General features: G+C 63.6%; 20 protein-coding genes. 6 read left to right on the top strand and 14 right to left on the bottom strand.

Annotated features, from left to right (window positions below):
• Positions 1–7 precede the first annotated feature (7 nt).
• Complete coding sequence (locus XH91_RS40075) at positions 8–1,105, bottom strand: ArsA-related P-loop ATPase (RefSeq protein WP_430648532.1); 1,098 nt, start codon at positions 1,103–1,105, stop codon at positions 8–10.
• Positions 1,102–1,806 (bottom strand): TRC40/GET3/ArsA family transport-energizing ATPase, encoded by a 705-nt coding sequence (locus XH91_RS40080; RefSeq protein WP_430648533.1) that lies wholly within the window; start codon positions 1,804–1,806, stop codon positions 1,102–1,104. Before XH91_RS40080 ends, XH91_RS40075 begins: the two co-directional genes overlap by 4 nt.
• Before the next feature lie 897 nt (positions 1,807–2,703).
• Between XH91_RS40080 and XH91_RS05990 the strand changes: the two genes are divergently transcribed.
• Together XH91_RS05990 and XH91_RS05995 are read left to right on the top strand one after the other, a co-directional pair.
• A complete protein-coding gene (locus XH91_RS05990) occupies positions 2,704–4,323 on the top strand; it encodes an MASE4 domain-containing protein (protein ID WP_128949723.1) in 1,620 nt (539 codons plus the stop codon).
• Positions 4,324–4,746: 423 nt separating this feature from the next.
• Positions 4,747–6,750: a HAMP domain-containing methyl-accepting chemotaxis protein gene (locus tag XH91_RS05995; protein WP_128949724.1), complete on the top strand. Its 2,004-nt coding sequence runs from the start codon at positions 4,747–4,749 to the stop codon at positions 6,748–6,750.
• Between the two features lie 414 nt (positions 6,751–7,164).
• Here the strand turns inward: XH91_RS05995 and XH91_RS06000 are convergent, their stop codons facing one another.
• A complete protein-coding gene (locus XH91_RS06000) occupies positions 7,165–8,007 on the bottom strand; it encodes a C40 family peptidase (protein WP_128949725.1) in 843 nt (280 codons plus the stop codon).
• Positions 8,000–9,373, bottom strand: coding sequence for a leucyl aminopeptidase family protein (locus XH91_RS06005; RefSeq protein WP_128949726.1), 1,374 nt, complete (start codon positions 9,371–9,373; stop codon positions 8,000–8,002). Before XH91_RS06005 ends, XH91_RS06000 begins: the two co-directional genes overlap by 8 nt.
• A gap of 201 nt (positions 9,374–9,574) precedes the next feature.
• On the opposite strand from XH91_RS06005, the gene XH91_RS06010 reads away from it, so the two are divergent.
• The 3 genes from XH91_RS06010 (at position 9,575) to XH91_RS06020 (ending at position 12,444) form a co-directional block, all read left to right on the top strand.
• Entirely contained in the window at positions 9,575–9,778 is a 204-nt protein-coding gene (locus XH91_RS06010; RefSeq protein ID WP_128949727.1) for a hypothetical protein, read from the top strand.
• A gap of 270 nt (positions 9,779–10,048) precedes the next feature.
• Positions 10,049–11,557: a metallophosphoesterase family protein gene (locus tag XH91_RS06015; protein WP_128949728.1), complete on the top strand. Its 1,509-nt coding sequence runs from the start codon at positions 10,049–10,051 to the stop codon at positions 11,555–11,557.
• A 71-nt stretch (positions 11,558–11,628) separates the two neighbouring features.
• A complete protein-coding gene (locus XH91_RS06020; RefSeq protein WP_128949729.1) occupies positions 11,629–12,444 on the top strand; it encodes a tetratricopeptide repeat protein in 816 nt (271 codons plus the stop codon).
• A 133-nt stretch (positions 12,445–12,577) separates the two neighbouring features.
• On the opposite strand, the gene XH91_RS06025 is transcribed toward XH91_RS06020, so the two are convergent.
• From XH91_RS06025 to XH91_RS06065, 10 genes are all read right to left on the bottom strand, one after another.
• The gene (locus XH91_RS06025; RefSeq protein WP_128949730.1) at positions 12,578–13,552 is read right to left on the bottom strand and encodes a type II secretion system F family protein; all 975 of its coding nucleotides are present in this window, start codon (positions 13,550–13,552) and stop codon (positions 12,578–12,580) included.
• A 9-nt stretch (positions 13,553–13,561) separates the two neighbouring features.
• Positions 13,562–14,539 carry a type II secretion system F family protein gene (locus XH91_RS06030; RefSeq protein WP_128960754.1) on the bottom strand — a complete coding sequence of 326 codons (978 nt, stop codon included), beginning with the start codon at positions 14,537–14,539 and terminating at the stop codon, positions 13,562–13,564.
• A gap of 16 nt (positions 14,540–14,555) precedes the next feature.
• On the bottom strand, positions 14,556–16,019 hold the full coding sequence (locus XH91_RS06035) for a TadA family conjugal transfer-associated ATPase (protein WP_128949732.1): 1,464 nt from the start codon (positions 16,017–16,019) through the stop codon (positions 14,556–14,558).
• Positions 16,020–16,040: 21 nt separating this feature from the next.
• A complete protein-coding gene (locus XH91_RS06040) occupies positions 16,041–17,306 on the bottom strand; it encodes a CpaE/TadZ family protein (RefSeq protein ID WP_128949733.1) in 1,266 nt (421 codons plus the stop codon).
• Positions 17,303–18,037: a CpaD family pilus assembly protein gene (locus XH91_RS06045; RefSeq protein ID WP_128949734.1), complete on the bottom strand. Its 735-nt coding sequence runs from the start codon at positions 18,035–18,037 to the stop codon at positions 17,303–17,305. Before XH91_RS06045 ends, XH91_RS06040 begins: the two co-directional genes overlap by 4 nt.
• A 21-nt stretch (positions 18,038–18,058) precedes the next feature.
• Entirely contained in the window at positions 18,059–19,534 is a 1,476-nt protein-coding gene (locus XH91_RS06050; protein WP_164933620.1) for a type II and III secretion system protein family protein, read from the bottom strand.
• A gap of 11 nt (positions 19,535–19,545) precedes the next feature.
• Positions 19,546–20,343: a Flp pilus assembly protein CpaB gene (gene cpaB, locus XH91_RS06055; protein WP_164933619.1), complete on the bottom strand. Its 798-nt coding sequence runs from the start codon at positions 20,341–20,343 to the stop codon at positions 19,546–19,548.
• 125 nt (positions 20,344–20,468) lie between these two features.
• Positions 20,469–20,993 (bottom strand): A24 family peptidase, encoded by a 525-nt coding sequence (locus XH91_RS06060; protein ID WP_128949737.1) that lies wholly within the window; start codon positions 20,991–20,993, stop codon positions 20,469–20,471.
• 140 nt (positions 20,994–21,133) lie between these two features.
• A complete protein-coding gene (locus tag XH91_RS38720) occupies positions 21,134–21,274 on the bottom strand; it encodes a hypothetical protein (RefSeq protein WP_164933602.1) in 141 nt (46 codons plus the stop codon).
• A gap of 77 nt (positions 21,275–21,351) precedes the next feature.
• Complete coding sequence (locus XH91_RS06065) at positions 21,352–21,516, bottom strand: Flp family type IVb pilin (protein ID WP_018646598.1); 165 nt, start codon at positions 21,514–21,516, stop codon at positions 21,352–21,354.
• A 256-nt stretch (positions 21,517–21,772) separates the two neighbouring features.
• Here XH91_RS06065 and XH91_RS06070 point away from each other — a divergent pair, with 256 nt between their 5' ends.
• Entirely contained in the window at positions 21,773–22,600 is an 828-nt protein-coding gene (locus XH91_RS06070) for a sterol desaturase family protein (protein ID WP_128949738.1), read from the top strand.
• Positions 22,601–22,613 lie beyond the last annotated feature (13 nt).

A 22,613-nucleotide genomic window follows, 5' to 3' on the forward strand; every position in this document is an offset into this window, starting at 1 on the left:
AATCATCCTACGCGCTGCCGGCCTTTTTCAACGGAATTGGGTGGGTCGATTGTGCCAACGCCTCGAGCTCCTTGACGCCGACAGGAGGCTTGCTTCTCCAGCCGATCAGATATGAGCGTTCCGCCAGACCGTCCTGAACGCGAGCAATTTGCATCCGCTCTCTCGCCAGCCGCAGCGTCAGCAACGGATCGTGAGTTCCCGAAGCGACAAGGCATTTGTTGATGACCCAACCAAATGGCTCGATGCCGGCGCGCCGCAGGTCTTGCTGAAGGGCTGCGGCCTCTGAAACTGGAGTTGTCTCCGGCAGGGTTACCAGGATCACCCGGGTGTGGAGGGGGTCCTGTAGCCTCATCAATGGGGTAACGATACGCCCTGGTCCGCTCGGTTCCAGTTGGCTCGTCATCTGCCGATGATAAGCGCCGGTCGCATCGAGCAGTAGCAGCGTATGGCCCGTTGGAGCCGTATCGAGGACCACGAAGGTGCTTCGCGCTTCCGCGACAACGTGCGAGAAGGCATGAAAGACAGCGACTTCCTCAGTGCATGGCGAAGCCAGGTCCTCACGCAGAAGCGCCTTACCCTGCTCGTCCAGGTCGCGGCCCCGGCTCGCCAGTATTTTCGCGACATAGCGTTCCGTCTCGATCCGGGGATCAATCCGATCCACGGTCAGGCCCGGCATCGCGCCATCAACCACGAAATTGACATGGGCGGCGGGGTCTGTCGTGCTGAGGTGGACGGCATGCCCCCGCGCGGCGAGCCCCACGGCGATGGCTGCGGCAATCGTCGTTTTTCCGACGCCGCCCTTACCCATGACCATGACGAGGCCGTGCTTTCCTCGAGCGATGTCATCGACCAACCGGTCGAGGCCCGGCAGGTCGATCGGCTCTGCATCTCGGTCAGCGGCTTCATCCGGAGGCGGTGGTTTGGGTGACGCCAATACCCGTCGGAGGGTCGTGAGGCCCACGATGTCAAAGCCAAACAACGGGATTTCGTCTCGGTGCAGCTTCGTGAGTGACGCTGGCATCGAGGCGAGAGCCTCGTCCTGGTCCTGCTCGAGAGCGGCTGCCACAACATCGGTAGGGTCCGTGGCGTGAAAGCGTCCGTTCACGACGAGAGTCTGGTTCGAGAGATTGAGCGCGTCGAGTTCGCCGACGTTCGAGCCGCCTCGCGGATCGCGCTCCGATCGGCGCGGGTGACCAAGACAACGGTAGTCCGTTTGGGATCGCCCAACGCTCGAAGCGCCTGCCTAAATCGTTCCTCCTGCATCTTGAGGCCCGAATGTGGGCCGAGACAGGATGCGCCCCTGTCGTTGCCTTTCAGAAAGCCGGTCCATGCCTTTGGCAGGCTGAGAAGCCGCAAGGTGTGGCCGGTCGGCGCCGTATCGAAAATGATATGGTCGAAGCCCGCCAGATCGCCATCCAGCAGGCCCACGAACTCGTCGAAGGCGGCTATTTCGGTCGTGCAAGCGCCGGAAAGTTGCTCGCGTACCGTCGATCTCTCCTCAGCCGTAACCGCCGGCCCCAGTTGTTCGAGCACGCGGGTTCGATAGCTTTCGGCTGCTGCCTCGGGGTCGATATTCATCGCGAAGAGCCCGGCCGCGTTCGGCACGGGGACTGGACTATCGGTGAGCCTGACTTCCAGCATCTCGTCGAGGTTCGATGCGGGATCGGTGCTGACGAGGAGGACCCGCGATCCACGATCGGCGAGACCTATGGCGGTAGCACAGGCCAGCGAAGTCTTGCCGACTCCGCCCTTGCCGGTAAAGAAGAGAAAGGGTGTCGGAGCGTCTAACGCGCGAAAGTGAAGCATCGAAGTTCAGCCCTGGATCGCGTGCGGTAATGCGGGATGCCTCGTTGCGACGTGGCGATCCTGGAATCGCGTAGCGTGAAGCGCTATCCGACGCCCTGGATGATGATGCCGGTCCCGTCGCAGCGTTCGCAAGCGCTCTCCTTGCCTGTCACCTTGTCAGCCACTTTTCCGGTTCCCGCGCACACGGGACAGAGGTCCTCGGCGGTACCTGGCGTTCCGGGTTCCGGATCATCATCAGGGGTATGCGGCCTGAGTGGATTTGATTTCATGGTCGGCGTCCTCGCGCATTTTGCTGGGAGCCGCCAATTGATAGATCGCGACACGAAGGAGCCGGTTGATTTAACTCAAAGCCGGCCTTGCGCATGCTGGACCGTGCATCGTCGCGGAGTGCGCGGGATGGGTTGAGCCCTCTTGAAACCCATCATTCTTGCTCCCGTCGTGCGGCGGGCATCCTCGCCTCAGGGGTGGGCGGCATGGGGATCGAGCGGATCTTTGTGCGAGCGGAATGCCTCGCACCTCTCGTCGCTGCAGCGGTAGCCGTTTGCTTTGAACTCCTTGCCGTTTTGATTGAGCGCCGGAGGTCTTGAATGGCAGGCGTTACAGGGCAGGCCGGTCTGCCGGGTATATGCCGGCGTGGCTTGGCTCGAGGTCGTGGCGGCCCAGGCGAGGACGGCCGATATCCCAACCGTGCGGAGGAAGCCTCTCATGAAAGTCTCTTTCCTTTGCGCGAACAACGGTAACAACCAGGTGCCGCGCCAGGTTCGCTTTCGCTGTTCCCTGACCGGGGCACGGCCAAGGCTCGGAACGGCTGGCCAAAATGTCAAGGCGCTCGCGAAATTCTGCTAATAATAAGGCCCGCGTCGATGCACTACCAATATCGGTAACAGCGAGGCTGCGATGCTGAAGGCGAACACGGGCCAGTTTGGGCTCAATGCGGAGCGCGATCCTCCGATGGTGGTTGCCTTGATGCCGTCCACACAGCGACACCGAACCGTGGCTATCGGTGTCGTGGTCGTCATGCTTGCCGTTTCGGCGCTCGTCGCTCCTTTCGTGAATCGACAAATCGGTAAAATCGACAGCTTTCTTCCGGTGGTTCAGACGGTCACCAGCGCAGCCGACCTGCTGACGGCGACCCTCCTGCTCGCTCAATATTCGGTGCAGCCGCACCGCGCGTTGCTCGTCGTCGCGGGCGGATACATCTTCGCCGGCTCGTTCGCGTTTCTGCAGACTTTGAGTTTTCCGGGCAGCTATGCGCCAAACGGGCTCATCGGCGACGTTTACAACACGCCAGCGTGGTTCTTCGTACTTTGGTACACCACTTTTCCGCTGAGTATCCTCGTCTATGCGCTGCTAAAGGACAGAGGAGGAGGTTCAAGGTTCTCGACGACCGCAAGCATGGCAACCACGTTGATCTCGGTGTTTGCCGCAATAGCTCTCTTGTCGTGGGTGGCCATCGCCGAAACCAGGCGCTTGCCGAGCTTTTTCACGACGGGTCTGATGCTGCAGACCTCACTGAGCAATCAATTCAATATCGGCCTGTCGCTGCTGGGTTGCTTCGTGCTTCTGGTGCTGTTCGTCCGCCGGCGCACGGTGCTCGATCTGTGGCTGATGGTCACGTTATTTGCAGCGCTTCCCAACTTTCTGGTGGCGGCATACGAGGGCTCCGCTCGATTTTCCGTCGGCTGGTACACTGCTCGCGGATTTGCCCTGATCGCCAGTTGCATGCTGCTGTCCGTGCTGGTGACGGAGATGATCGTGCTCTATTCGCGGCTGGCCAGCGCTCTGGTGATGCAACGGCGCGAACGCTCCAACCGCTTCGTCAGCATAGATGCGGCCACTGCGGCCATCGCTCATGAAATCGGATCGCCGCTGGGGGCAATCACCCTGAACGCAAACACCGCTCGGCAGTTGCTCGTCGCGCAGCCTCGCCGGCTCGACGAGGTCAATGCCATTCTCAGGAATATCGAAGAAGACAGCCTCAGGGTCAACGCGACGATCACAAGCGTTCGTGGACTGTTCAAGGGCGCGGTCGATCGACCGGCCACGATCAGCCTCGAGGGTGTCGCACGCCAGGTGTTGCGGCTGTTGGAGCACGAACTGCAGTTCAACGGAATGCTTGTTGCGACCGACTTTCGGGTCGAAATGTCCCTGGTGCGCGCCGATCCGATACAGTTGCAGCAGGTGATCCTGAACTTGTTCAAGAACGCCATCGAGGCGATGGCATCCACGAGCCTCAACGGCCGCAGATTGAATATTGCCACACGTCTCGACGAACGAAGCTCGTTCGTCCTCCTCTCGGTCCAGGACACTGGCCGCGGAGTGCCGCCGCAGCACCATGACCGTATCTTTGATGCGTTCTTTACGACCAAGCCGTCGGGTATGGGCTTGGGGCTGGCGATATGCCGCACGATCATCGAGAGGTACGGGGGGCGTTTGGTTCTTGCCAAATCGAGCCCTCAGGGTTCGACATTCGAGATCGCGTTGCCTCTTGAAGATGACCGGCGAGGCAGTGCTTAGCACCTTCCCAACCGTGCGGAGAACGATTTTCATGAACGCTCTCTCCTTCGCAATTGCGGGGACAGTGCACCTTATCATTCGTGTCGCGCCGGGCTTGAAGGTGGAAAGGCCAATCGCGCGGATTGTCACTGTAGTTCCTGAACGCTTTGAGATCGTCGCCGCCCATCGCGAGTGGTTGGCGCTTTTGCTCGCATGTCGGGCAAAATGCAGTCGAGGACTGCTGCGACGCTTCTCAGTTTGCGCATGAATGCGGGCCATCGCGCAGCTGCATCCGAAAAAAATATTCCGCTGCCAATTCCCGATAGGTTGCTTAACTGCCTTGGAACAAACCCGCGACACATTGAAGCACCGTTGGGGTACCCGGATCTGCGGTCTGCAGTCGGCGGGGCTCGCTACCTGTGTTGTCTCGAGGAAAGGCCTTTCATGTCAGTCTTCAATTTGCGAATCGGCGGTCGGCTCTATGGTGGTTTCGCCATTCTGCTCGTGTTCTGCGCGGGTCTCGCCGGCTATGCCATCTCGCAACTCGGGGCAATCCAGGAGCAGGTTTCGTTGCTGGTATTGCAAACGGAGAACGCCCTTCATGCGACGGAGCTGGGGTCTGAACTCCATGCCAATCGCCGCGCCATCCTCCGCTATGCATTCGACCACGACGAGGCATCGTTCGCCGAGTCGGAGAAGCGCTTGGCGAAGGCCAATGCCCTGACCGCAGGTTTGATCAAGACCACGAGGTCCGACGAGCGAAGGGCGTTTTACCAGGCCGTCGAAAAGGATCTTGCGGAATTGACGACCAAGCGCGCTGCACTCGGCGATGCCGTCAAGCAGATGATCGCGGGCCGCGATCAATTGTTTTCGGACGGAGACAAGATGGCTGCCGATGTCCAGAAGTTCGTCGATGCGGCGCAGGGCACGCCATTTTCGCATGATGCGAACAACCTTGAATCTAAAGTCCTGCTGGTTCGGGTGGCGAACTGGCGAACGTTGGCCACTCACGAAGCCAAGGGGCTCGACACTTTCAAGGCCAACGTCGTGAAGACGCAACAGCAGATCGCGGAGCTCGAAGCGGTGGCATTGCCGGCGAATCTGGCATCCTTGCTTTCAGTGGTGAAGTCGGGAGTTACGAAATACGCGGATGCTTTCAATCGCACTGCGCCGAACATGCTGCTCTCCGATGAGCTCTACTACAAGGGCATCACTCCGCCCACGGTTCATGCGATCGGCGAAATCGAGAAGGTGAAGAGCTCGATCGGAGAGGCGGTCAAGGCGACGAATGCCAACACCGAGGGCCGGGTCACCACGACCATTACCACGCAGAAATTCGTGGCCGCCGCAGCCTTGGTGCTCGGTCTGTTGATCGCTTTTCTGATCGCACGCGGCATCGTCCGTCCGCTGTCGGGTCTCACCGCCAGCATGAAGGAGCTTGCCGGCGGCAATTTCGGCGTGGTTTTGCCGGGCCTCGAACGGAGCGACGAGGTTGGCGATATGGCGCAGGCGGTCGAAACCTTCAAAGTCAAGGCCGAGGAGAAGGCGCGCGAGGAAGCGGAGCAGAAAATCCGGCAAGACGAGGTGCTCGCGCGCCAGCGCAAGGCCGAGATGGCGAGGATGGCCGACGACTTCGAAGGCGCGGTGGGACGCATCGTCGAGACCGTATCGTCGGCGTCACGTGAACTCGAAGCCTCCGCGGGGACGTTGACGTCCACCGCGTCGCGTTCGCAGCAATTGTCCACGACCGTCGCTGCCGCCTCGGAGGAAGCTTCTGCCAACGTGCAGTCTGTGGCATCGGCGACCGAGGAATTGTCGTCCTCGGTCAACGAGATCAGCCGCCAGGTCCAGGAATCCGCGCGGATCGCGAGCGAGGCCGTCGGCCAGGCGCGCGGGACGACGGAGCGGGTCAGCGAGTTGTCGAGGGCGGCAAATCGCATCGGAGACGTGGTCGAGCTCATCAACACGATCGCAGGGCAGACCAATCTGCTGGCGCTCAATGCCACGATCGAGGCGGCCCGCGCGGGCGAAGCCGGTCGCGGCTTCGCGGTCGTCGCATCGGAAGTGAAGGCGCTTGCCGAGCAGACCGCGAAAGCGACCGGCGAGATCGGCCAGCAGATTTCCGGTATCCAGTCCGCGACGCAGGAATCGGTCGGCGCGATCAAGGAGATCTCCGGGACGATCGAACGGCTGTCGGAGATATCGTCGACGATTGCCGCGGCGGTCGAGGAGCAGGGTGCGGCCACCGGCGAAATCTCGCGCAACGTCCAGCAGGCGGCGCACGGCACCCAGCAGGTGTCGTCCAACATCGCCGAGGTGCAGCAGGGAGCCGCCGAAACCGGTTCGGCGTCCTCTCAGGTGCTTTCGGCTGCGCAAACACTGTCGTCCGACGCGGCGCGGCTCAAGTCGGAACTGTCGAACTTCCTCGGCAGCATCCGAGCAGCCTGACGATGGGGCGCGGCTTCGCAGTCGTAGCCGCGCCCTTCCATTCGTTGCAAGTGTCAACGCTGCCACGTGAAAATGTGAACATGATTGAAGCGATAGCTCGCTTACGAGGAATTGCGGAGCGTGCGTACGCCGGTTCTCTTAGAGTAGAGAGTGATCCTCTGCGCCGGGCTCGACTTCGCGACGTAGCAGCAAAGTGGCATTGGTTGGCCGGGCAAGCAGCAAAGCTTTGCTCCGAGCAGAAAGAAATTTCCGCCTGTGCACACTGCGTGGAGGATTGCGGAGAACGGCCACCTGCTCGGTTGAGCTATGGGGAACGTTGACCGGGGCTCGCCTCCAGCCGATGATCAACAGGACCGCAGCCGTTTCAGGCCGCTTAGTGAAAATATGGAACGCGACGCATTTTCGACGCCGCCCCTACAGCCGCTTGATCGCAACCACCTCGCTGCCGGCCGCCTCGATCCGCGCAATGGCCGGCGCGATCGGCTCGATCGCCGTTGCCATGTGATACGCATTGGCGTGAACCATGGTGTTGCCGTCGCGCACGATCGCGACGTGGCCCTTCCAGAAGATCAGGTCGCCGCGCAGCAAATTTCTCCGCTCATGCGGCTCCAGCGTGCGGCCGAGGCCCGCCTGCTGCATGTCGCTGTCGCGCGGGCAGCCTGTGCCTGACGACGTCAGCGAGACCTGAACGAGACCGGAGCAATCGATGCCAAAACTGCTCTTGCCGCCCCAGAGATACGGCGTGCCGACGAAGCGCTCGGCGACCGCGACGAAATCGCCCTCGCGATGATCGAGCGGCGCAAGATGAGTCTTCGGCACGAACGTGCCTTCGCGCGTGACGGCGAACATGCCATCCTCGCGCGCGATCGTGAGCTGCGATCCCAGCACCAGAGCATCGGTCGGCGGCAGCTTGATCGATGGACCCGGGAAGGCGAGCGTCCGCAGCGCGGTCACCTTGTGGGTCGGTGCAGCCACGGGCTTCATCAGCGCGGCCTCAGGCAGCCAGCCGACATAGCCGTCGCTGCCGAGCTGGCCCCAGGCCCAGCCCTCGCCGTTGCGATCGTAGACCGTGACGCGCTCGCCGCGCAGCGCTTCCGTCATCAGCATCGCGTTCGCCGAAGGCTGCTCGCGGACCGGCGCGATCGGTGCTGTCACCTCGAATTCCTCGCCGGTGACATAGCGATCGGCCTGCACCTGGCCTTCGAGATATTTGGCGGCGAGATCGCTCCGCGCCGGTGTCAGCCTGATATCATGCATAGCGCTCGCTCAGCACCTTGTAGATGGCGCGGGCGGCCTGGCATTCGCCGCCCTCGGGCCGCGCGGGCTTCGCCGACGGCGTCCAGCCATAGATGTCCACGTGAAGCCAGCTCCCGGCCTGCTCGACGAAGCGCTGCAAGAACAGCGCGCAGGTGATCGAGCCGGCAAAGCCGCCTGATGGCGCGTTGGTGATGGTGGCGGTCTTGGAGTCCAGCCACGCATCGTAAGGCGGCCACAGCGGCATGCGCCACAAGGGATCGTTCTCCTGCACCGCGCAGCGCGCGACGTCGGAGGCAAGCGTCTCATCATTGGTGTAAAAGGGCGGTAAATCTGGCCCCAGCGCGACCCGCGCGGCGCCCGTCAGCGTGCCCAAATCGATCAGCAACTCGGGCTTCTCCTCGTCGGCCAGCGCCAGTGCGTCGGCGAGCACCAGCCGTCCTTCCGCGTCGGTATTGCCGATCTCGACCGTGATGCCCTTGCGCGAGGTAAAAATGTCGAGCGGGCGGAAGGCGTTTCCGGCGACCGCATTTTCCACGGCAGGGATCAGCACGCGCAAGCGCACCTTCAGCTTGGCATCCATCACCATGCGCGCCAGCGCCAGCACATTGGCGGCGCCGCCCATGTCCTTCTTCATGATCAGCATGCCGCTCGACGGTTTCAAATCGAGCCCGCCGGTATCGAAGCAGACGCCCTTGCCGACCAGCGTCACCTTGGGATGATCGAGATTCCCCCAGCCGATATCGATCAGCCGCGGCGCGCGGCTGGAGGCCATGCCGACCGCATGGATCAGCGGGAAGTTCTTTTCCAGCTCCTCGCCGATGGTGCAGGCGTAGCTGGCGCCGTATTCGGCCGCGAGCGCTTGCGCGGCCGCGGCCAGCTCCTCCGGCCCCATGTCGTTGGACGGCGTGTTGATGAGGTCGCGCGCCAGCATCGCGGCATCAGCCATGCGGCTGATCTCGGCGGCGTCGACGCCATCGGGCGGCACCAGCCGGACGTCGGGCCGGTCGGCCTTGCGGTAGCGGGCGAAGCGATAGCACCCCAGCGCGAAGGCGAGTGCCGCCAGTCGTGCATCGTGCGGTGCATTGGCAAAGCGATAGGTGCCCGCCGGCAGCAGGCCGGGCAGGGCGCCGGGCCGGAACGGATCGCGCGACTTCGCGCCGTCATCCTCAAGGCCGAACAGCACCTGCGCGATCGCGCCGTCGGGGGCGGGCAGCGCCAGATAGCCGCCTGGCTTGGCCGCGAAGGCGCTCGCGATGGCGAACTGGCGCTGCGCCGGCGGCAGCGTCTCGCGCACGGCCTCCCAGCTCGACTTGGTGACGAAAATGATCGGGGTGGCAGTCGAGGATGTCTCGAAGACGGAAGGCATTGGCAGGCTCGGAGGTCATTCGGATGGGAAGCAGACTTCGCAGAGTTTTGGCACCTCCGCAATCGGCTTTGCGGTCACCGGTCAGCGAGCCGCTACTCGCACGGAAAGTCCCGTGCTAGGTTCCGGCAGTGGTCGCCAAGCAGGTTATCGTGCGCAGAGAACGCGCGTGACCGGCGACAATGCGTGCCGGGAGGAATTGCGATGGAATTTGTGTGGAGCGGGGTCACATTCATCGGCCAGACCATCGAGGCCGTCCTTGGCTATGTCGAGCATCACCATTGGGTCTTCGCGTTCCTCGCCGGCGGCTACGTCTTCTATCTCCACGATCGTTCCGTCCACGCGCGGTTCGACGCGATCGACAAGCGCATCGATGAAATCCGCAAGCGTCTCGCCATCGAATATTGATCGGGCCTCTCGAAACAATCCCCGGCTCGCGCTCGTATCTCGGTCGAGGACTGCCGTTCATGCCTGCGCCGCCGCGGGGCTTTACTAGCGTTTCGGTTGTGGCATTATGAGCGAATATTTTTCAAGTTGTGTGATGCGCCTGTGCACGTACCGAGCGCAACAGCGCCGTTGAAGTTCTGACGATACTGACCCGGATTGTGACCTGAGCTCTTCGTCGTAGGCATTTGTTCAATCGTTTGGGCGACGCAGCATCGCATCGAGCGGCGCGGAATGGATAGATCGTTCGTCATTGCGCAGATCTCCGACCTGCATCTGGACGGGTCAGGCCGGCTGCTTGCGACAATCGAGGCGCTCACCGCCGCCCTGCGCGAGCGAATGGCGGGCTTTGCGGATGTGCCCGATCGAGTCCTGCTGATCACGGGCGACATCGTGGATGATCCGACGCCGCGTTCCCTGGAGGAAGCGGTCGCGGTCATCGCCTCGTTCCGGCAGACCGGCCTGTTCACCGACATCCAGGCCGTTGCCGGCAATCATGACGCCAAGCGTCCGAGTAAGCCGGGCGGCCGGCACGATGCCTACGACTATCTGCATCTGCCGCGGACCTCGAAGACCATCTATTACCGTCAGGCCGGCCTCGACCTGATGCTGCTCGATTCCAACAGCGCAAGCCTGACGTCGCTTGCGAGCGGCCATGTCGACGAGCAGGCCTATCATGCGATGGTCGCACGGTCTGCCCGGCTCAGTGTCGAGCTCGCAGGCAGCATCGGTTCAGCCGGGCGGGCGGATTATTCCGAACCGGCGGAGAACCTGGTGCGTGTGCTGGCGCTGCATCATCATCCGCTGCCGCAGGCGACCGGCGAGGGCAAGCGGTTCCTCGGCGCCGCTGACGAGCCGCTGATGTATCTCGCTGCGCCCGCCACCTTTCTCGAAGCGGCAACGTCCCTCAATGTCACCATGGTCCTGCACGGGCACCGGCATGTCGAGGGGCTCACGCGCTATTCGATTCCGGATCCACGTGCGACGCGAGGCGGCCTCGAGGATTTCTGGCGCACGATCTACGTGCTGTCCTGTCCGTCCTCAACCGGGCAGGGAGGCGACGATGCCGGCTTCAACATCATCCATTTCGGCCCGGCCCCCGCGACGGGCCGGCCCGACTACCGGATCTCGATCGCCCGCTATTCGCGGCCGCGCAATGATGGCGCGTTCAGCCCGCTCGATTCGAACATGCCTGGCGGCCGCATCAGCCTTCCGGTCGGGCGGGATCTGTCGCGTGATCCCGCCATCCAGTCGGCGATCGAGATTGCCTCATGCGCGTCGCTGGATTGGGATCAGGTTCTGCTGCTCGCAAACCGATTGCTGTCGCGCCCGGCCTTCTACGATGATGGAGGCGAGAGCTGGGCGGATCGTCTCTACACCTACCTCGTGACGTCCCATGCCCTCGCCGATCTCGATCGCAAGCTCGAAAGGTCCGTACAGAAGCGTCACCTCGCAGCGCTGGCGGAAACGAGGACATTGCTTCGCGAGTTGATCGGATTATCCGCCGAGATGCTCGACATCGACCACGCCACGCTCGACGAGCTCCGTGCCGTCAGGCTGATCAATCGTGACGACCTCAAGCGCCGCTGGCCGGCGCTGCCGCGCGAGGATGTCGACGCCGAGGGGAAGGCGCGGCGGCGGCTGCAATTGCTGCGGAACCTGAATGATCAGGTGAAGCAGCTCGGTCTCGACCTGGGCCTCGGCGGCGAGGCGCCGCCGCAGGGTGGCATGGTCCGGCGTTAACCGGCCATTAGGGTTAACAGTCTATTGCTGGCGCGTTCGGCTCGATCAATCCGCTCGAGAGTCAAAGCGTCATGCGTCAACGGTTCCGTCCTGTCCGGCTTCTTGCGTCCGCCTCGTTGATCGCGCTGGTGGCCGCGGGCCTCGGCGGCTGCACGGCAATGTCCAAGCTTTCCGACGTCACCGGCTCGATCGGGCCGAAGGCGGAAGCCGCTGCCCCGGCCGATCCGGCGCGCGCCATCGAGGTCTATGGCGAGCGCTATCGTGCCAACCCGAAAGATGCCGACGCGGCGCTAGCCTATGGCCAGGCGCTGCGCGCCAACGGGCAGAACGCCCAGGCGGCTGCCGTGCTCGAACAGGCGACGATCGCCAATCCCGGCAACAAGGCGCTGCTGGCCCAATACGGTCGCGCGCTCTCCGACGTCGGCAATTTCCAGCAGGCCTTCGACGTGCTGTCGAAGGCGCATTCGCCCGACAATCCGGACTGGCGCCTGCTCTCGGTGCAGGGCACCTGCCTCGACCAGATGGGCCGCCACGACGAGGCGCGCGGCTATTACGCGAGCGCGCTCAAGATCGCACCTGGTGATCCCGGCGTGCTCTCCAATCTCGGCCTGTCCTACATGCTGTCGCGGGACCTGCCCAAGGCGGAAGAGGCGCTGCGGCAGGCTTATGCGTCGCCGCGGGCGAGCTCGCGGGTGCGGCAGAATCTCGGCCTGGTGGTCGGTCTGCAGGGCCGCTTCGCGGAGGCCGAGACCATCGTGAAGGCGGACCTGCCGCCCGACGAGGCCGCGGCCAATGTCGCCTATCTGAAGGACATGCTGAGCCGCAACGGCGGTCCGCGCAGCGCGCCGAAGCGAACGCCGGTCGCCTCCCTGAGCCAGTCCGGCTGATCCGCCGCCTTCTGGCGCCACGGCACGAATTTCGGCTGCCCGTTCAGGCGCTTTGCACGATCCACATCGGAGCGAGCCGGCAATGGCCGGCTACTGTGCATGGGGTTGTTTTCGAGTTTTCGCCCGACTTGGGTCAGTGCAGCTCGGAGATCTTGATCCCGGTCGGTCCGAGAATGACGACGAACAGCACCGGCAGGAAGAACAGGATCATCGGCACCGTCAGCTTCGGCGGCAGGGCCGCGGCCTTCTTCTCGGCCTCGTTCATGCGCATGTCGCGGTTTTCCTGCGCCATGACGCGCAAGGAGTGACCGAGCGGGGTGCCGTAGCGTTCCGCCTGCTGAAGCGCCAGACAGACCGACTTGACGCCTTCGAGCCCGGTGCGCTTCGCCAGGTTTTCATAAGCGACCTTGCGGTCCTGCAGATAGGACAGCTCGGCGGTGGTCAGGGTGAACTCCTCGGACAGCGCGATCGACTGGCCCACGATTTCGGTGGCGACCTTGCGGAACGCCATTTCCACCGACATGCCGGATTCGATGCAGATCAGCAGCAGGTCGAGCGCATCGGGAAAGGCGCGCTTGATCGAGAGCTGGCGCTTGGAGATCGCATTCTTCAGGAACAGCATCGGCGCCTGAAGGCCGAGATAGGCCGCGCCGACGCAGATGCCGATCTTGATCGGCATCGGGCGGTCCATATGGGCGATCAGGAAGACGTAGACGACCGAGCCGATGAACAGCACGATCGGAGCGACCAGGCGGGCGAACAGGAACGTGACGTATGGCGCATGGCCGCGATAGCCGGCCATGATCAGCTTGTCGCGCGCCGCCTCCTGCGCCAGCCATTTGGTGAGATTGAAATCGTCGACCACCTTCGAGACGAGCTGCTTGGGCGTCTGGCGCAGCGAGACCTTCTCGTTCTTGTTGAGGCGTTCGCGCTCGCGCTGGCGGATGCGCTCGCGTTCGCTCGCCACCGCCTTCATGCGCTTGGCGAGGCCCTCGCCGGCGAACATCGGCATCACCAGCGTGTAGACGGTGGCGCTGGCAGCGATGGCTGCCAGCAGCATGGTCATGAAGTGGGCGTCATGCAGTTTCGTAACGAGGAACTCGACCATGCGGCACCGTTAGAAATCGAAGTTGATCATCTTCTTCATCACCATGATGCCGATCGACATCCAGACGACGCAGCCGACCAGCATGAGCTGGCCGGTGGGGTGGGTCCACAGCAACGAGATGTAGCCGGGGGTCGTGAGATAGACGAGGAACATCACGATCGGCGGCAGCGAGCCGATGATGCCGGCCGAGGCCTTGGCTTCCATCGACATCGCCTGGATCTTTTCCTTCATCTTCTTGCGGTCGCGCAGCACCTTGGAGAGGTTGCCCAGCGCTTCGGAGAGGTTGCCGCCCGACTTCTGCTGGATCGACACCACGATGCCGAAGAAATTGGCCTCCGGCAGCGGCATGCGCTCGTAGAGCCGCGAGCAGGCCTCGCCGAGCGGCATGCCGATCGCCTGCGTCTCGATGATGGCCAGGAATTCGCTGCGCAGCGGCTCGGGCGCGTCGGCCGCGACGACCTTGATCGATTCGAACAGCGGCAGGCCGGCCTTGATGCCGCGGACGATGACGTCGACGGCATCTGGAAGCGCTGCCAGGAACTTGTTCTCGCGACGCTTCTTCATGAAGCCCAGGGCCCAGCGCGGCAGGCCGAAGCCGCCGGCAAAGGCAAGACCGGCCGCGCCGAGCAGGCCGCCGCCGCCGAACAGCGCGCCGAAGAAAAAAACGCCCGCCACGATGGCGGACACGATCCAGAATTTCTGAGTCGTCCAGTCGAGCCCCGCCTGCGACAGGCGGATGTTGAGCGGGACGCTCTTCTCCTGCGTGCGCCTGGCCTCGAGATCCTTGAGCGAACTCTCGACCTGCTCGCGGCGCGAACGCTGGGTCTTCTCGGCCTGGCGGGCCGTTGGCGCTTCGGCGCGTGCGATCGAGGCGCGGCGGTTCTCGGCCTTCCGCTCGCCTGACAGCATCGGATAGAGGAACACCCAGGCGATGCCGCCGACGGCGGCCGTGGCGAGGAACGCGAGGGCGAGGACCTGAATGTTCATGGCTGCGCCGGCCTGCTCACGTGTTCGGTTTCTTTTCCGCGGCATCGAGCGCGGCGGCAAGTCGTTTCTCTTCGCCGTAATAACGGGCGCGTTCCCAGAATTTCGGGCGACCAATGCCGGTCGAGCGATGCTGGCCGATGATCTTGCCGTTGGCGTCCTCGCCGACCAGGTCGTAGAGGAAGACGTCCTGGGTGATGATGGTGTCGCCTTCCATGCCCATCACCTCGGTGATGTGGGTGATGCGGCGGGAGCCGTCGCGCAAGCGCGCGGCCTGGACGATCACGTCGATCGAGGCGCAGATCATCTCGCGGATCGTCCGCGACGGAAGCGAAAAGCCGCCCATCGTGATCATGGATTCGCAGCGCGACAGCGCTTCGCGGGGATTGTTGGCGTGCAACGTCCCCATCGAGCCGTCGTGGCCGGTGTTCATGGCCTGGAGGAGATCGAACGCCTCCGGGCCGCGGACTTCGCCGACGATGATGCGTTCGGGGCGCATACGCAGGCAGTTTCTCACCAGCTCGCGCATGGTGACCTGGCCTTCGCCCTCGATATTGGGCGGGCGGGTTTCGAGCCGCACCACGTGGGGCTGCTGGAGTTGCAATTCGGCGGCGTCCTCGCAGGTGATGACGCGCTCGTCGTGCTCGATGTAGTTGGTGAGACAGTTGAGCAGGGTGGTCTTGCCCGAGCCTGTACCGCCGGAGATCAGCACGTTGCAGCGAACGCGCCCGATGATCTGGAGGATCTCCGCACCTTCCGGCGAGATCGCGCCGAATTTGACCAGCTGATCCAGCGTCAGCTTGTCCTTCTTGAACTTACGAATGGTGAGCGCGGGTCCGTCGATCGCGAGCGGCGGTACGATGGCGTTGACGCGGGAGCCATCGGCGAGGCGCGCGTCGCAGATCGGCGAGGATTCGTCGACGCGCCGGCCGACCTGGCTGACGATGCGCTGGCAGATATTGAGGAGCTGCTGGTTGTCCCGGAAGCGGATACCGGTCCGCTGGATCTTGCCGCTGACTTCGATGAAGACCGTGCCGGCGCCGTTCACCATGATGTCGGCGATGTCGTCGCGGGCGAGCAACGGCTCGAGCGGGCCGTAGCCGAGCACGTCGTTGCAGATGTCGTCGAGCAGCTCTTCCTGCTCGGCGATCGACATCACGATGTTCTTGATCGCGATGATCTCGTTGACGATGTCGCGGATTTCCTCACGCGCCGATTCGGAATCGAGCTTGGCCAGCTGGGCGAGGTCGATGGCCTCGATCAGCGCGCCGAAGATCGTCGCCTTGACCTCGTAATAATTGTCCGAGCGGCGGGTTTCCATGACCGGCGGGGGCCGGGAGGGCGCGAGCGGCGGCGACGCGACAACCGGCGGGGGCGGCGCGCGCGACACCGTCGGCGCCGGAGCCGAGGCAGGCTCTGGCGACACGGCGCCGGGCTTGGGAGCCCGAAAGTCGGTGTCTGTTCCGCTACGCTTACCGAACACTTAACAACTCCATGCGGCGGCTTATTTTCCCCGCAACTTCTCAATCAGCGGTGAAAGCAAGGACGACTTTTGTTTCTTCGTCTCGCTCCGGCCGGTCAGGCGCTGGGCGATCTGGAGGAACATCTCGATAGACTTATGGTTCGCGGAGATCTCCGCGATCATCTGGCCGTTGTTGGCGGCCGCGCCGAAGATCTGCGGCTCGAACGGGATCGAGACGACCGGCTGGCTCTCGATCGCCTTGGCGAATTCGGTGGCGGCGATCTCCGGCCGTTTGGGCACGCCGACCTGGTTGAGGCAGTATAGCGGCGGGCGGTCGTTGGGACGGGCGGCCTTCAAGAGATCGAACAGGTTCTTGGTATTGCGCAGATTGGCGAGATCCGGCGCCGCGACGATCAGGATATCGTCGGCGCCTATGAGGGCGCGCTTGGTCCAGCCCGACCATTGATGCGGGATGTCCAGCACGATGCACGGCATGGTCGAGCGCAGCGTGTCGAACACGGCGTCGAAGGCGTCGGTGCCGAAATCATAGACCCGGTCGAGCGTCGCCGGCGCCGCCAGCAGGCTGAGATGGTCCGTGCATTTCGACAGCAGACGGTCAATAAAGGCGGTATCGACGCGATCGGGCGAGAACACGGCGTCCGCGATGCCCTGCGGCGGATCCTGGTTGTAGTCGAGCCCGGCAGTGCCGAAAGCAAGGTCGAGATCGGCGACCACGGCGTCCATCGCGAGGTCGCGCGCGATGGCCCAGGCGACATTGTGGGAAATCGTGGAGGCGCCGACGCCGCCCTTGGCGCCGACCACGGCGATGATGCGGCCGACGGCCTTGGCTTCCGGCGCCGAGAACAAATTGCAGATCGAGCGCACGACGTCGATCGGACCGACCGGCGCGAGCACGTAGTCACTGACGCCGCGGCGCACCAGCTCGCGATAGAGCATGACGTCGTTGATGCGGCCGATCACGACGACGCGGGTGCCGGCGTCGCAGACGGTGGCGAGCTGGTCGAGCCCAGCCAACAGATCGTTGCGGGCGTCGCTCTCGAGCACGATCACGTTCGGCGTGGGCGCCGAACGGTAGGCTTCGATTGCAGCCGCCATGCCGCCCATCTGAATCTTCAGATGGGCCTTGCCGAGGCGGCGATCCTCGCCGGCCGATTGCACGGCTGCGGCGGTCTCCACGGTTTCGCAGAAGGCCTGCACCGAAACGCGCGGTGCGGGCGCAATATGCTCCTCGACCGGCGGCGGGATCTCCGGCTGCTCTTCCTGAGTCTGGCGCGCGTAGTTGATCATTTGCCGGTGTCGCTGAGTTTGGCCTTTTCGGCCTCGGGATAGGTGGTCGCCGTCGGCAAGCCCTTGCGGTATTTCTCGAAGGCGGCAGTACGTCGCGCGGTGTAGGCGGGGGTCTCGGGCCGCGGCTGCTCGAGGTCCGCCGGATTGTCGACCATGGCCGCCATGTTGCGCTGATAGGCGCATCCGAAATTGTAGTAGTCCTTGTTCTCGAACCAGCTCTTGTTCTTCATCGAGGGGCCGATGTCCTCTGGCCACAGGCCGCACGGGCCGGCGACCGCCGCGATCTTCGAATAGGTCAGTCGGATCGGCGGCAGGAAGCGCTTGTCTTCCGGCTGGTAGGGACGGGCGATGATGCCGCGCGGGGGGACGCCCCCGGCCGCCAGCAATGCCTGAATCTCCCGCATGGATTCGGCGACCGGGCGCGCATTGGGCGTTCCCGTGGGCACGTCGACGTGAATCGCGCCGGTTCCCTCGTGCATCCAGGTCGACGCCAAGCCCATCACGTCGGCGCGCTGGGCCGCGGTCAAACCGCCGCGGGCGTGACCGACGAACACCACGATCGAGCGGTTCTGCTCCTCGATCGCGATCGGGTGACGCTGCTTGTAGTCGTCGGGAATGGAGGCCGTCGCCACCTCGTCGTGCTGGCAGCCGCCGAGCGCGAGCGCGATACCGACGAGCACGCCACCGAGGCCGGCGGCGCGGTGGCGGTTCTGGGGTCGCGTTGTGATCATAACTTAAGTCCCCGTTCCGCCTCAGTCGGTGATGAAGCCGTAAGTGCCGCGGTAGTTCTTTGCCGGCTCGGTTTTACCGGGCACGCCGTAGATGCGGTTGATGTTGCCGAGAAGCTCGGCCTGCGGATCAGCAGGTGCCGAGAAGCCGTCATCCGGACGCGAGAGGTCCTTTGGCGACGTCGCGCGCACGATATAGGGCGTCACGATGACCACGAGCTCGGTCGAGTTGTTGACGAAGTCGCGGCTGCGGAACAGCGTGCCGAGGATCGGGAGCTGCATCAACCCGGGCAATCCGCTGACCGCCTGCTTGGTCTGCTGCTGGATCAGGCCGGCCATCGCCATAGCGCCGCCGGAGGGAATTTCGAGCGAGGTCTCGGCGCGGCGGGTCCTGATCGAGGGCACCGTCAGCGAGTTGACCGAGGTCGAAGTGACGGCCTGCGACAACGTGATCGCGTTGTCGTTGGAGAGTTCCGACACTTCGGTCATCACCCGCAGGCTGATCTTGCCTTCGGTCAGCACCACGGGCGTAAAATTGAGCGAGATGCCGAACTTCTTGAAGCTGATCTGGGTGGTACAGACATGCGTGGTGGGGTCGCAGGCATAACCCGCCGGCACCGGGAATTCGCCGCCGGCGATGAACGTCGCGGACTCGCCGGAGATCGCGGTCAGGTTCGGCTCGGCCAGCGTACGGATCACGCCCGCGGTTTCCATCGCGCGCAGGGTGGCCTGCACGGAGGGGCCTCCGCCGAACTTCGCGCTCAAGCTGTTGCCGTCCACGAGATTGTGGCCAAGCGCGGTGAACGGGTTGGAGTTGGTGAAGCTCACCACCGAGGTGCCGTAGTTGAGGTTCGCGGTGAGATCGATGCCGAGCTGCTTGACGATGTTTCGCGCGACTTCCGCAACGGTCACCTTCAGCATGACCTGGTCGCGCCCGCGAACCACGATCGAGTTCACCACCTTGTCGGCGCCGCCGGCGAGGCGCGCAGCGAGATCGTTGGCCTGCTGCGCTTCAGCGGGGTTGGCCGCGGAGCCGCTCAGCACGACGCCGTCGCCGAGGCCGTCGATCTGAATGTCGGAATTGGGCAGGATCTGCTTCAGCGCCGCGCGCACGCCATTGAGGTCGCGCTTGACGGCGATGTCGTAGGCGGCGATCTGCTGGCCGGCGGAATCGAAGAAAACGATGTTGGTCTGGCCGACCGAGGCGCCGATGATGTAGGCGCGCTGGGACGAGCGGACCACCGCGTTGGCAATCTTGGGATCGGCGACGAGCACGTCCTTGATGTCGCGGGGCAGGTCGATCACGATCGACTTGCCGACGCCGAGTGACAGGAAGCGCGCGTTCATCTGATCATCGGTCGGAACGGGTGCCGCCGCACGGTAATCTGCCGCAATTACGGGCGTCAGCGCCGGGTTGAGCGTCAGCGCGAGAGCGGCCGAGAACGACAGGGCGCGGACCAGGGAGGTCCGCATCGTCGCCAGATCTGCCCTGCATTTCATATCGACTGTCCTCATCGTGGCTTCGCAGCCTGACTTTGAATGCCGTAGCGAATGATCGACACGCCGTCGCTGTGCTGCGCCGATTCATCGAGCGTGATCTCGGTCGTCTTGACGTCGGCAATGCTGCGCAGCGCCAGCGACAGCGTTCCGGATTGGCGAGCGGTGGACAGCACCTTGGTCTGCGCGGGGTCGAGTTCCAGGGTCACGGTCTTGCCGACCACCGCGTTCTGGCCGTCCTTCTCCTTCGGCGCCTGGTCGATGGCCAGCACGCGGACATTGGTCAGGAGGATCTCGGACGTGATGATATCCTGGCCGCCGGCGCTCTGGTCCGGGTTCTTGAGACGGCGCGTGAGCAGTACGTCAACGCGATCGTTGGGCAGGATGAAGCCGCCGGCGCCGGTTTCCGGCGAGATTTCGGTCGAGATGGCGCGCATGCCGGTCGGCAGGATCGCGGCCATGAAGCCGGAACCATCGGCCTTGACCAGCTTCTGGTCGCGGATCGGTTCACCCTGGATGAACGGGGCACGCGCAATCGAACCGGTGACCTGGGTCGCGGCGTCCGGGCGCTCGTTGCGGCGAATGAAAGTGGCGCTGGCGGTCGCCGTCGGCCAGGTCTGCCACTGCACGTCCTCGGGCTTCAGGGTCTGTCCGAGGCCGATGTCGTTCTTGGCAACCAGGACGTCGGTGGTGGGAAGCTGTGCGACCGGAGCCGCTGGAGGCGGCGTAGAGTCCGAGCCGCTCGCCAGGTACGCAGCGATGCCGCCGGCGCAGATGGCGACCGTCAGGACGACTATGCGTGCCCTATTCATACGCTTCACTTTCCACAAAACGCTGCGACGCAGCCGCCGCCGTAATCGGCAGTTGACCAGCTATTCGTCAAAGCATGGTTAATGAGGCGTATCTAAATCGCCTTAACGCCGGGTTATCGCGGCGTTCAGAGCAATGCGAGGTGAGCGAGGTCGATCGCTTTCACCCATTCGGTTTCGGGGTAGACCAACAGCGCCCCGAGCGCGAGCGCGATGCCGTAGGGGATGCCGGTCTGCTTGTCGTGGAGCCGTGCGAGCCAGGCCTGGCCGGCAAGTCCGTAAGGTAGCGGCCATTGCCGGAACTGCAGCAGGAGCAGCGTCAGCGCTCCGCCGAACAGCGAGGCGTAGAGCAGGAAGTCCGACAATTGGGCGAAGCCGAACCAGAGCGCCACGGAAGCGGCGACCTTGGCATCGCCGCCGCCCATCCAGCCCATCGCAAAGCAGGTAAAGGCCACGACAAGGAGCAGCGCGCCAGCGCCGACATGGCTCAGCATCTCGTAAGGTGCCATGCCACCGGCGAAGGCGAGCACGAAGAAGCCTGCGACCAGCGCCAGCGACACGCGGTTCGAGATCGTCATGGTGAAAAGATCGCTGGCGGCCGCGAACGCCATCAGGGCCGGGAAGAGCAGGAGGCGCGCGAGGTCGAGTGTCATGGGCTGCTGCGTCTTGAGGGCCCGGGTCTTGGGCCTGGGTCTGTCGCCGGATCGGGTCGCCGGCGCATGCTAAAAGCCAGTGCTAAACAAACCGACAACGGCCGCCGCAACCCCGGAACGATGCCAAGGTGTCGGCGGTCTCACCACATGCTGGCGATCCGCATCGCCAGCACGACCATTGCGAGCAGCAGCGCAAGGCAGACCCAATAGGCCGAGGCATCGCCGCGCGCCGTGTCCGCCTCGGTCGCCGCAATTGCGGCATCGGTTCTGTGCCTACGCAACGCCACTGGAACTCGCCATGCCCTGAAAAACAAAGGCCCCGGAGGTCCGGGGCTTTTGCCGTCGTTCGTCGGTCGGCTTACTTCAGCGAGGAGCTGATCGAGCCGAACTTGGTGTTCAGCGTGCTGCCGAGATTGTTGACGACGGTGATGATGGCCAGCGCGATGCCGGCGGCGATCAGACCGTATTCGATGGCGGTGGCGCCGGATTCATCCTTCGCGAAACGCGCAATCAGGTTCTTCATGAACTAAACTCCATCTGGGTGAGGTCGCCTCGTTCGGCGCTGTCTTGACGCACCGACCATGTGAGCCCAGCTCTTTCGGCGGGGTTAATTCGATCGCTCAAACCTGCGGGGTGCGCGATGCTTTTGGCCAGAGTGAATTTCACCTTAAGGCGCCTGCTGCAATTCGTTTCGGTTCCGAACTCTGCGTCAACTTCACCCTCCTTTAAATTTCGGGGAGTAGGCGTAAGTGGATCAGAAGCCTGGAAGAGACGCGATGATGTCGAGCCTGCCCATGCAAGTCGCCCTGATGCTCGGCGAGACCATCGAGAAGGTGATACCCGTCACCTTCATGCTCGCGGTGGTCTTCACGGTGCTCGAGTATTTCTGGGCTTGCAATCCCGGTCCCGCGTGGTGGCGCAAGCGCGAGATCGTGACCGATATCTGCTACTGGTTCTTCGTTCCGGTGTTTGCCCGCACCATGCGGATCGGACTTCTGATCGTCACCGCCGGCACCGTCTTCAACATCCACGACGCGGACGAACTGATCGCTTTCTACGACAACGGTCACGGTCCGCTGTCGCAACTGCCGCTCTGGGCGCAAGGCGTGCTGTTTCTAGTCGCGGCCGACTTCATGCTGTACTGGCTGCACCGGCTGTTTCATGACGGCGGGTTCTGGAAATACCATGCGATCCACCACTCCTCGGAGGAGATCAGCTGGATTTCGGCGGCGCGCTTTCATCCGGTGAATTTGATGCTCGGAACGATCGGGGTCGACGTCGTTCTGTTGATGGCCGGCATATCGCCGAACGTGATGATCTGGGTCGGCCCGTTCACGACCTTCCATTCGGCCTTCGTGCACGCCAATCTGAACTGGACCTTCGGACCGTTCCGGTATGTCCTGGCGACGCCGGTGTTCCACCGCTGGCACCACACGGCGCTCGAAGAGGGCGGTGACACCAATTTTGCCGGCACCTTCCCGATCTGGGATCTGCTGTTCGGCACCTTTCGCATGCCGAAGGGCGAGCTGCCGCAGGATTATGGCAAGGACGAAGCGACCATGCCGAAGGAGATTGCCGGCCAGCTCGCTTATCCGTTCCGCCACTAGGCAGGCGACAAAA

It is taken from the genome of Bradyrhizobium guangzhouense, from assembly GCF_004114955.1.
Lineage (GTDB): Bacteria > Pseudomonadota > Alphaproteobacteria > Rhizobiales > Xanthobacteraceae > Bradyrhizobium > Bradyrhizobium guangzhouense.

What these genes read in the sequence shown, in the direction of transcription:
- XH91_RS06020 (WP_128949729.1), top strand. Translation starts at nt 11,629, where the DNA reads ATGCGTCAACGGTTCCGTCCTGTCCGGCTTCTTGCGTCCGCCTCGTTG.
- XH91_RS06070 (WP_128949738.1), top strand. Translation starts at nt 21,773, where the DNA reads ATGTCGAGCCTGCCCATGCAAGTCGCCCTGATGCTCGGCGAGACCATC.
- XH91_RS06045 (WP_128949734.1), bottom strand. Translation starts at nt 18,037, where the DNA reads ATGATCACAACGCGACCCCAGAACCGCCACCGCGCCGCCGGCCTCGGT.
- XH91_RS40080 (WP_430648533.1), bottom strand. Translation starts at nt 1,806, where the DNA reads ATGCTTCACTTTCGCGCGTTAGACGCTCCGACACCCTTTCTCTTCTTT.
- XH91_RS06015 (WP_128949728.1), top strand. Translation starts at nt 10,049, where the DNA reads ATGGATAGATCGTTCGTCATTGCGCAGATCTCCGACCTGCATCTGGAC.
- cpaB (WP_164933619.1), bottom strand. Translation starts at nt 20,343, where the DNA reads ATGAATAGGGCACGCATAGTCGTCCTGACGGTCGCCATCTGCGCCGGC.
- XH91_RS06050 (WP_164933620.1), bottom strand. Translation starts at nt 19,534, where the DNA reads ATGAAATGCAGGGCAGATCTGGCGACGATGCGGACCTCCCTGGTCCGC.
- XH91_RS06030 (WP_128960754.1), bottom strand. Translation starts at nt 14,539, where the DNA reads ATGAACATTCAGGTCCTCGCCCTCGCGTTCCTCGCCACGGCCGCCGTC.
- XH91_RS06025 (WP_128949730.1), bottom strand. Translation starts at nt 13,552, where the DNA reads ATGGTCGAGTTCCTCGTTACGAAACTGCATGACGCCCACTTCATGACC.
- XH91_RS06010 (WP_128949727.1), top strand. Translation starts at nt 9,575, where the DNA reads ATGGAATTTGTGTGGAGCGGGGTCACATTCATCGGCCAGACCATCGAG.
- XH91_RS06065 (WP_018646598.1), bottom strand. Translation starts at nt 21,516, where the DNA reads ATGAAGAACCTGATTGCGCGTTTCGCGAAGGATGAATCCGGCGCCACC.
- XH91_RS06060 (WP_128949737.1), bottom strand. Translation starts at nt 20,993, where the DNA reads ATGACACTCGACCTCGCGCGCCTCCTGCTCTTCCCGGCCCTGATGGCG.
- XH91_RS06040 (WP_128949733.1), bottom strand. Translation starts at nt 17,306, where the DNA reads ATGATCAACTACGCGCGCCAGACTCAGGAAGAGCAGCCGGAGATCCCG.
- XH91_RS06005 (WP_128949726.1), bottom strand. Translation starts at nt 9,373, where the DNA reads ATGCCTTCCGTCTTCGAGACATCCTCGACTGCCACCCCGATCATTTTC.
- XH91_RS05995 (WP_128949724.1), top strand. Translation starts at nt 4,747, where the DNA reads ATGTCAGTCTTCAATTTGCGAATCGGCGGTCGGCTCTATGGTGGTTTC.
- XH91_RS05990 (WP_128949723.1), top strand. Translation starts at nt 2,704, where the DNA reads ATGCTGAAGGCGAACACGGGCCAGTTTGGGCTCAATGCGGAGCGCGAT.
- XH91_RS06000 (WP_128949725.1), bottom strand. Translation starts at nt 8,007, where the DNA reads ATGCATGATATCAGGCTGACACCGGCGCGGAGCGATCTCGCCGCCAAA.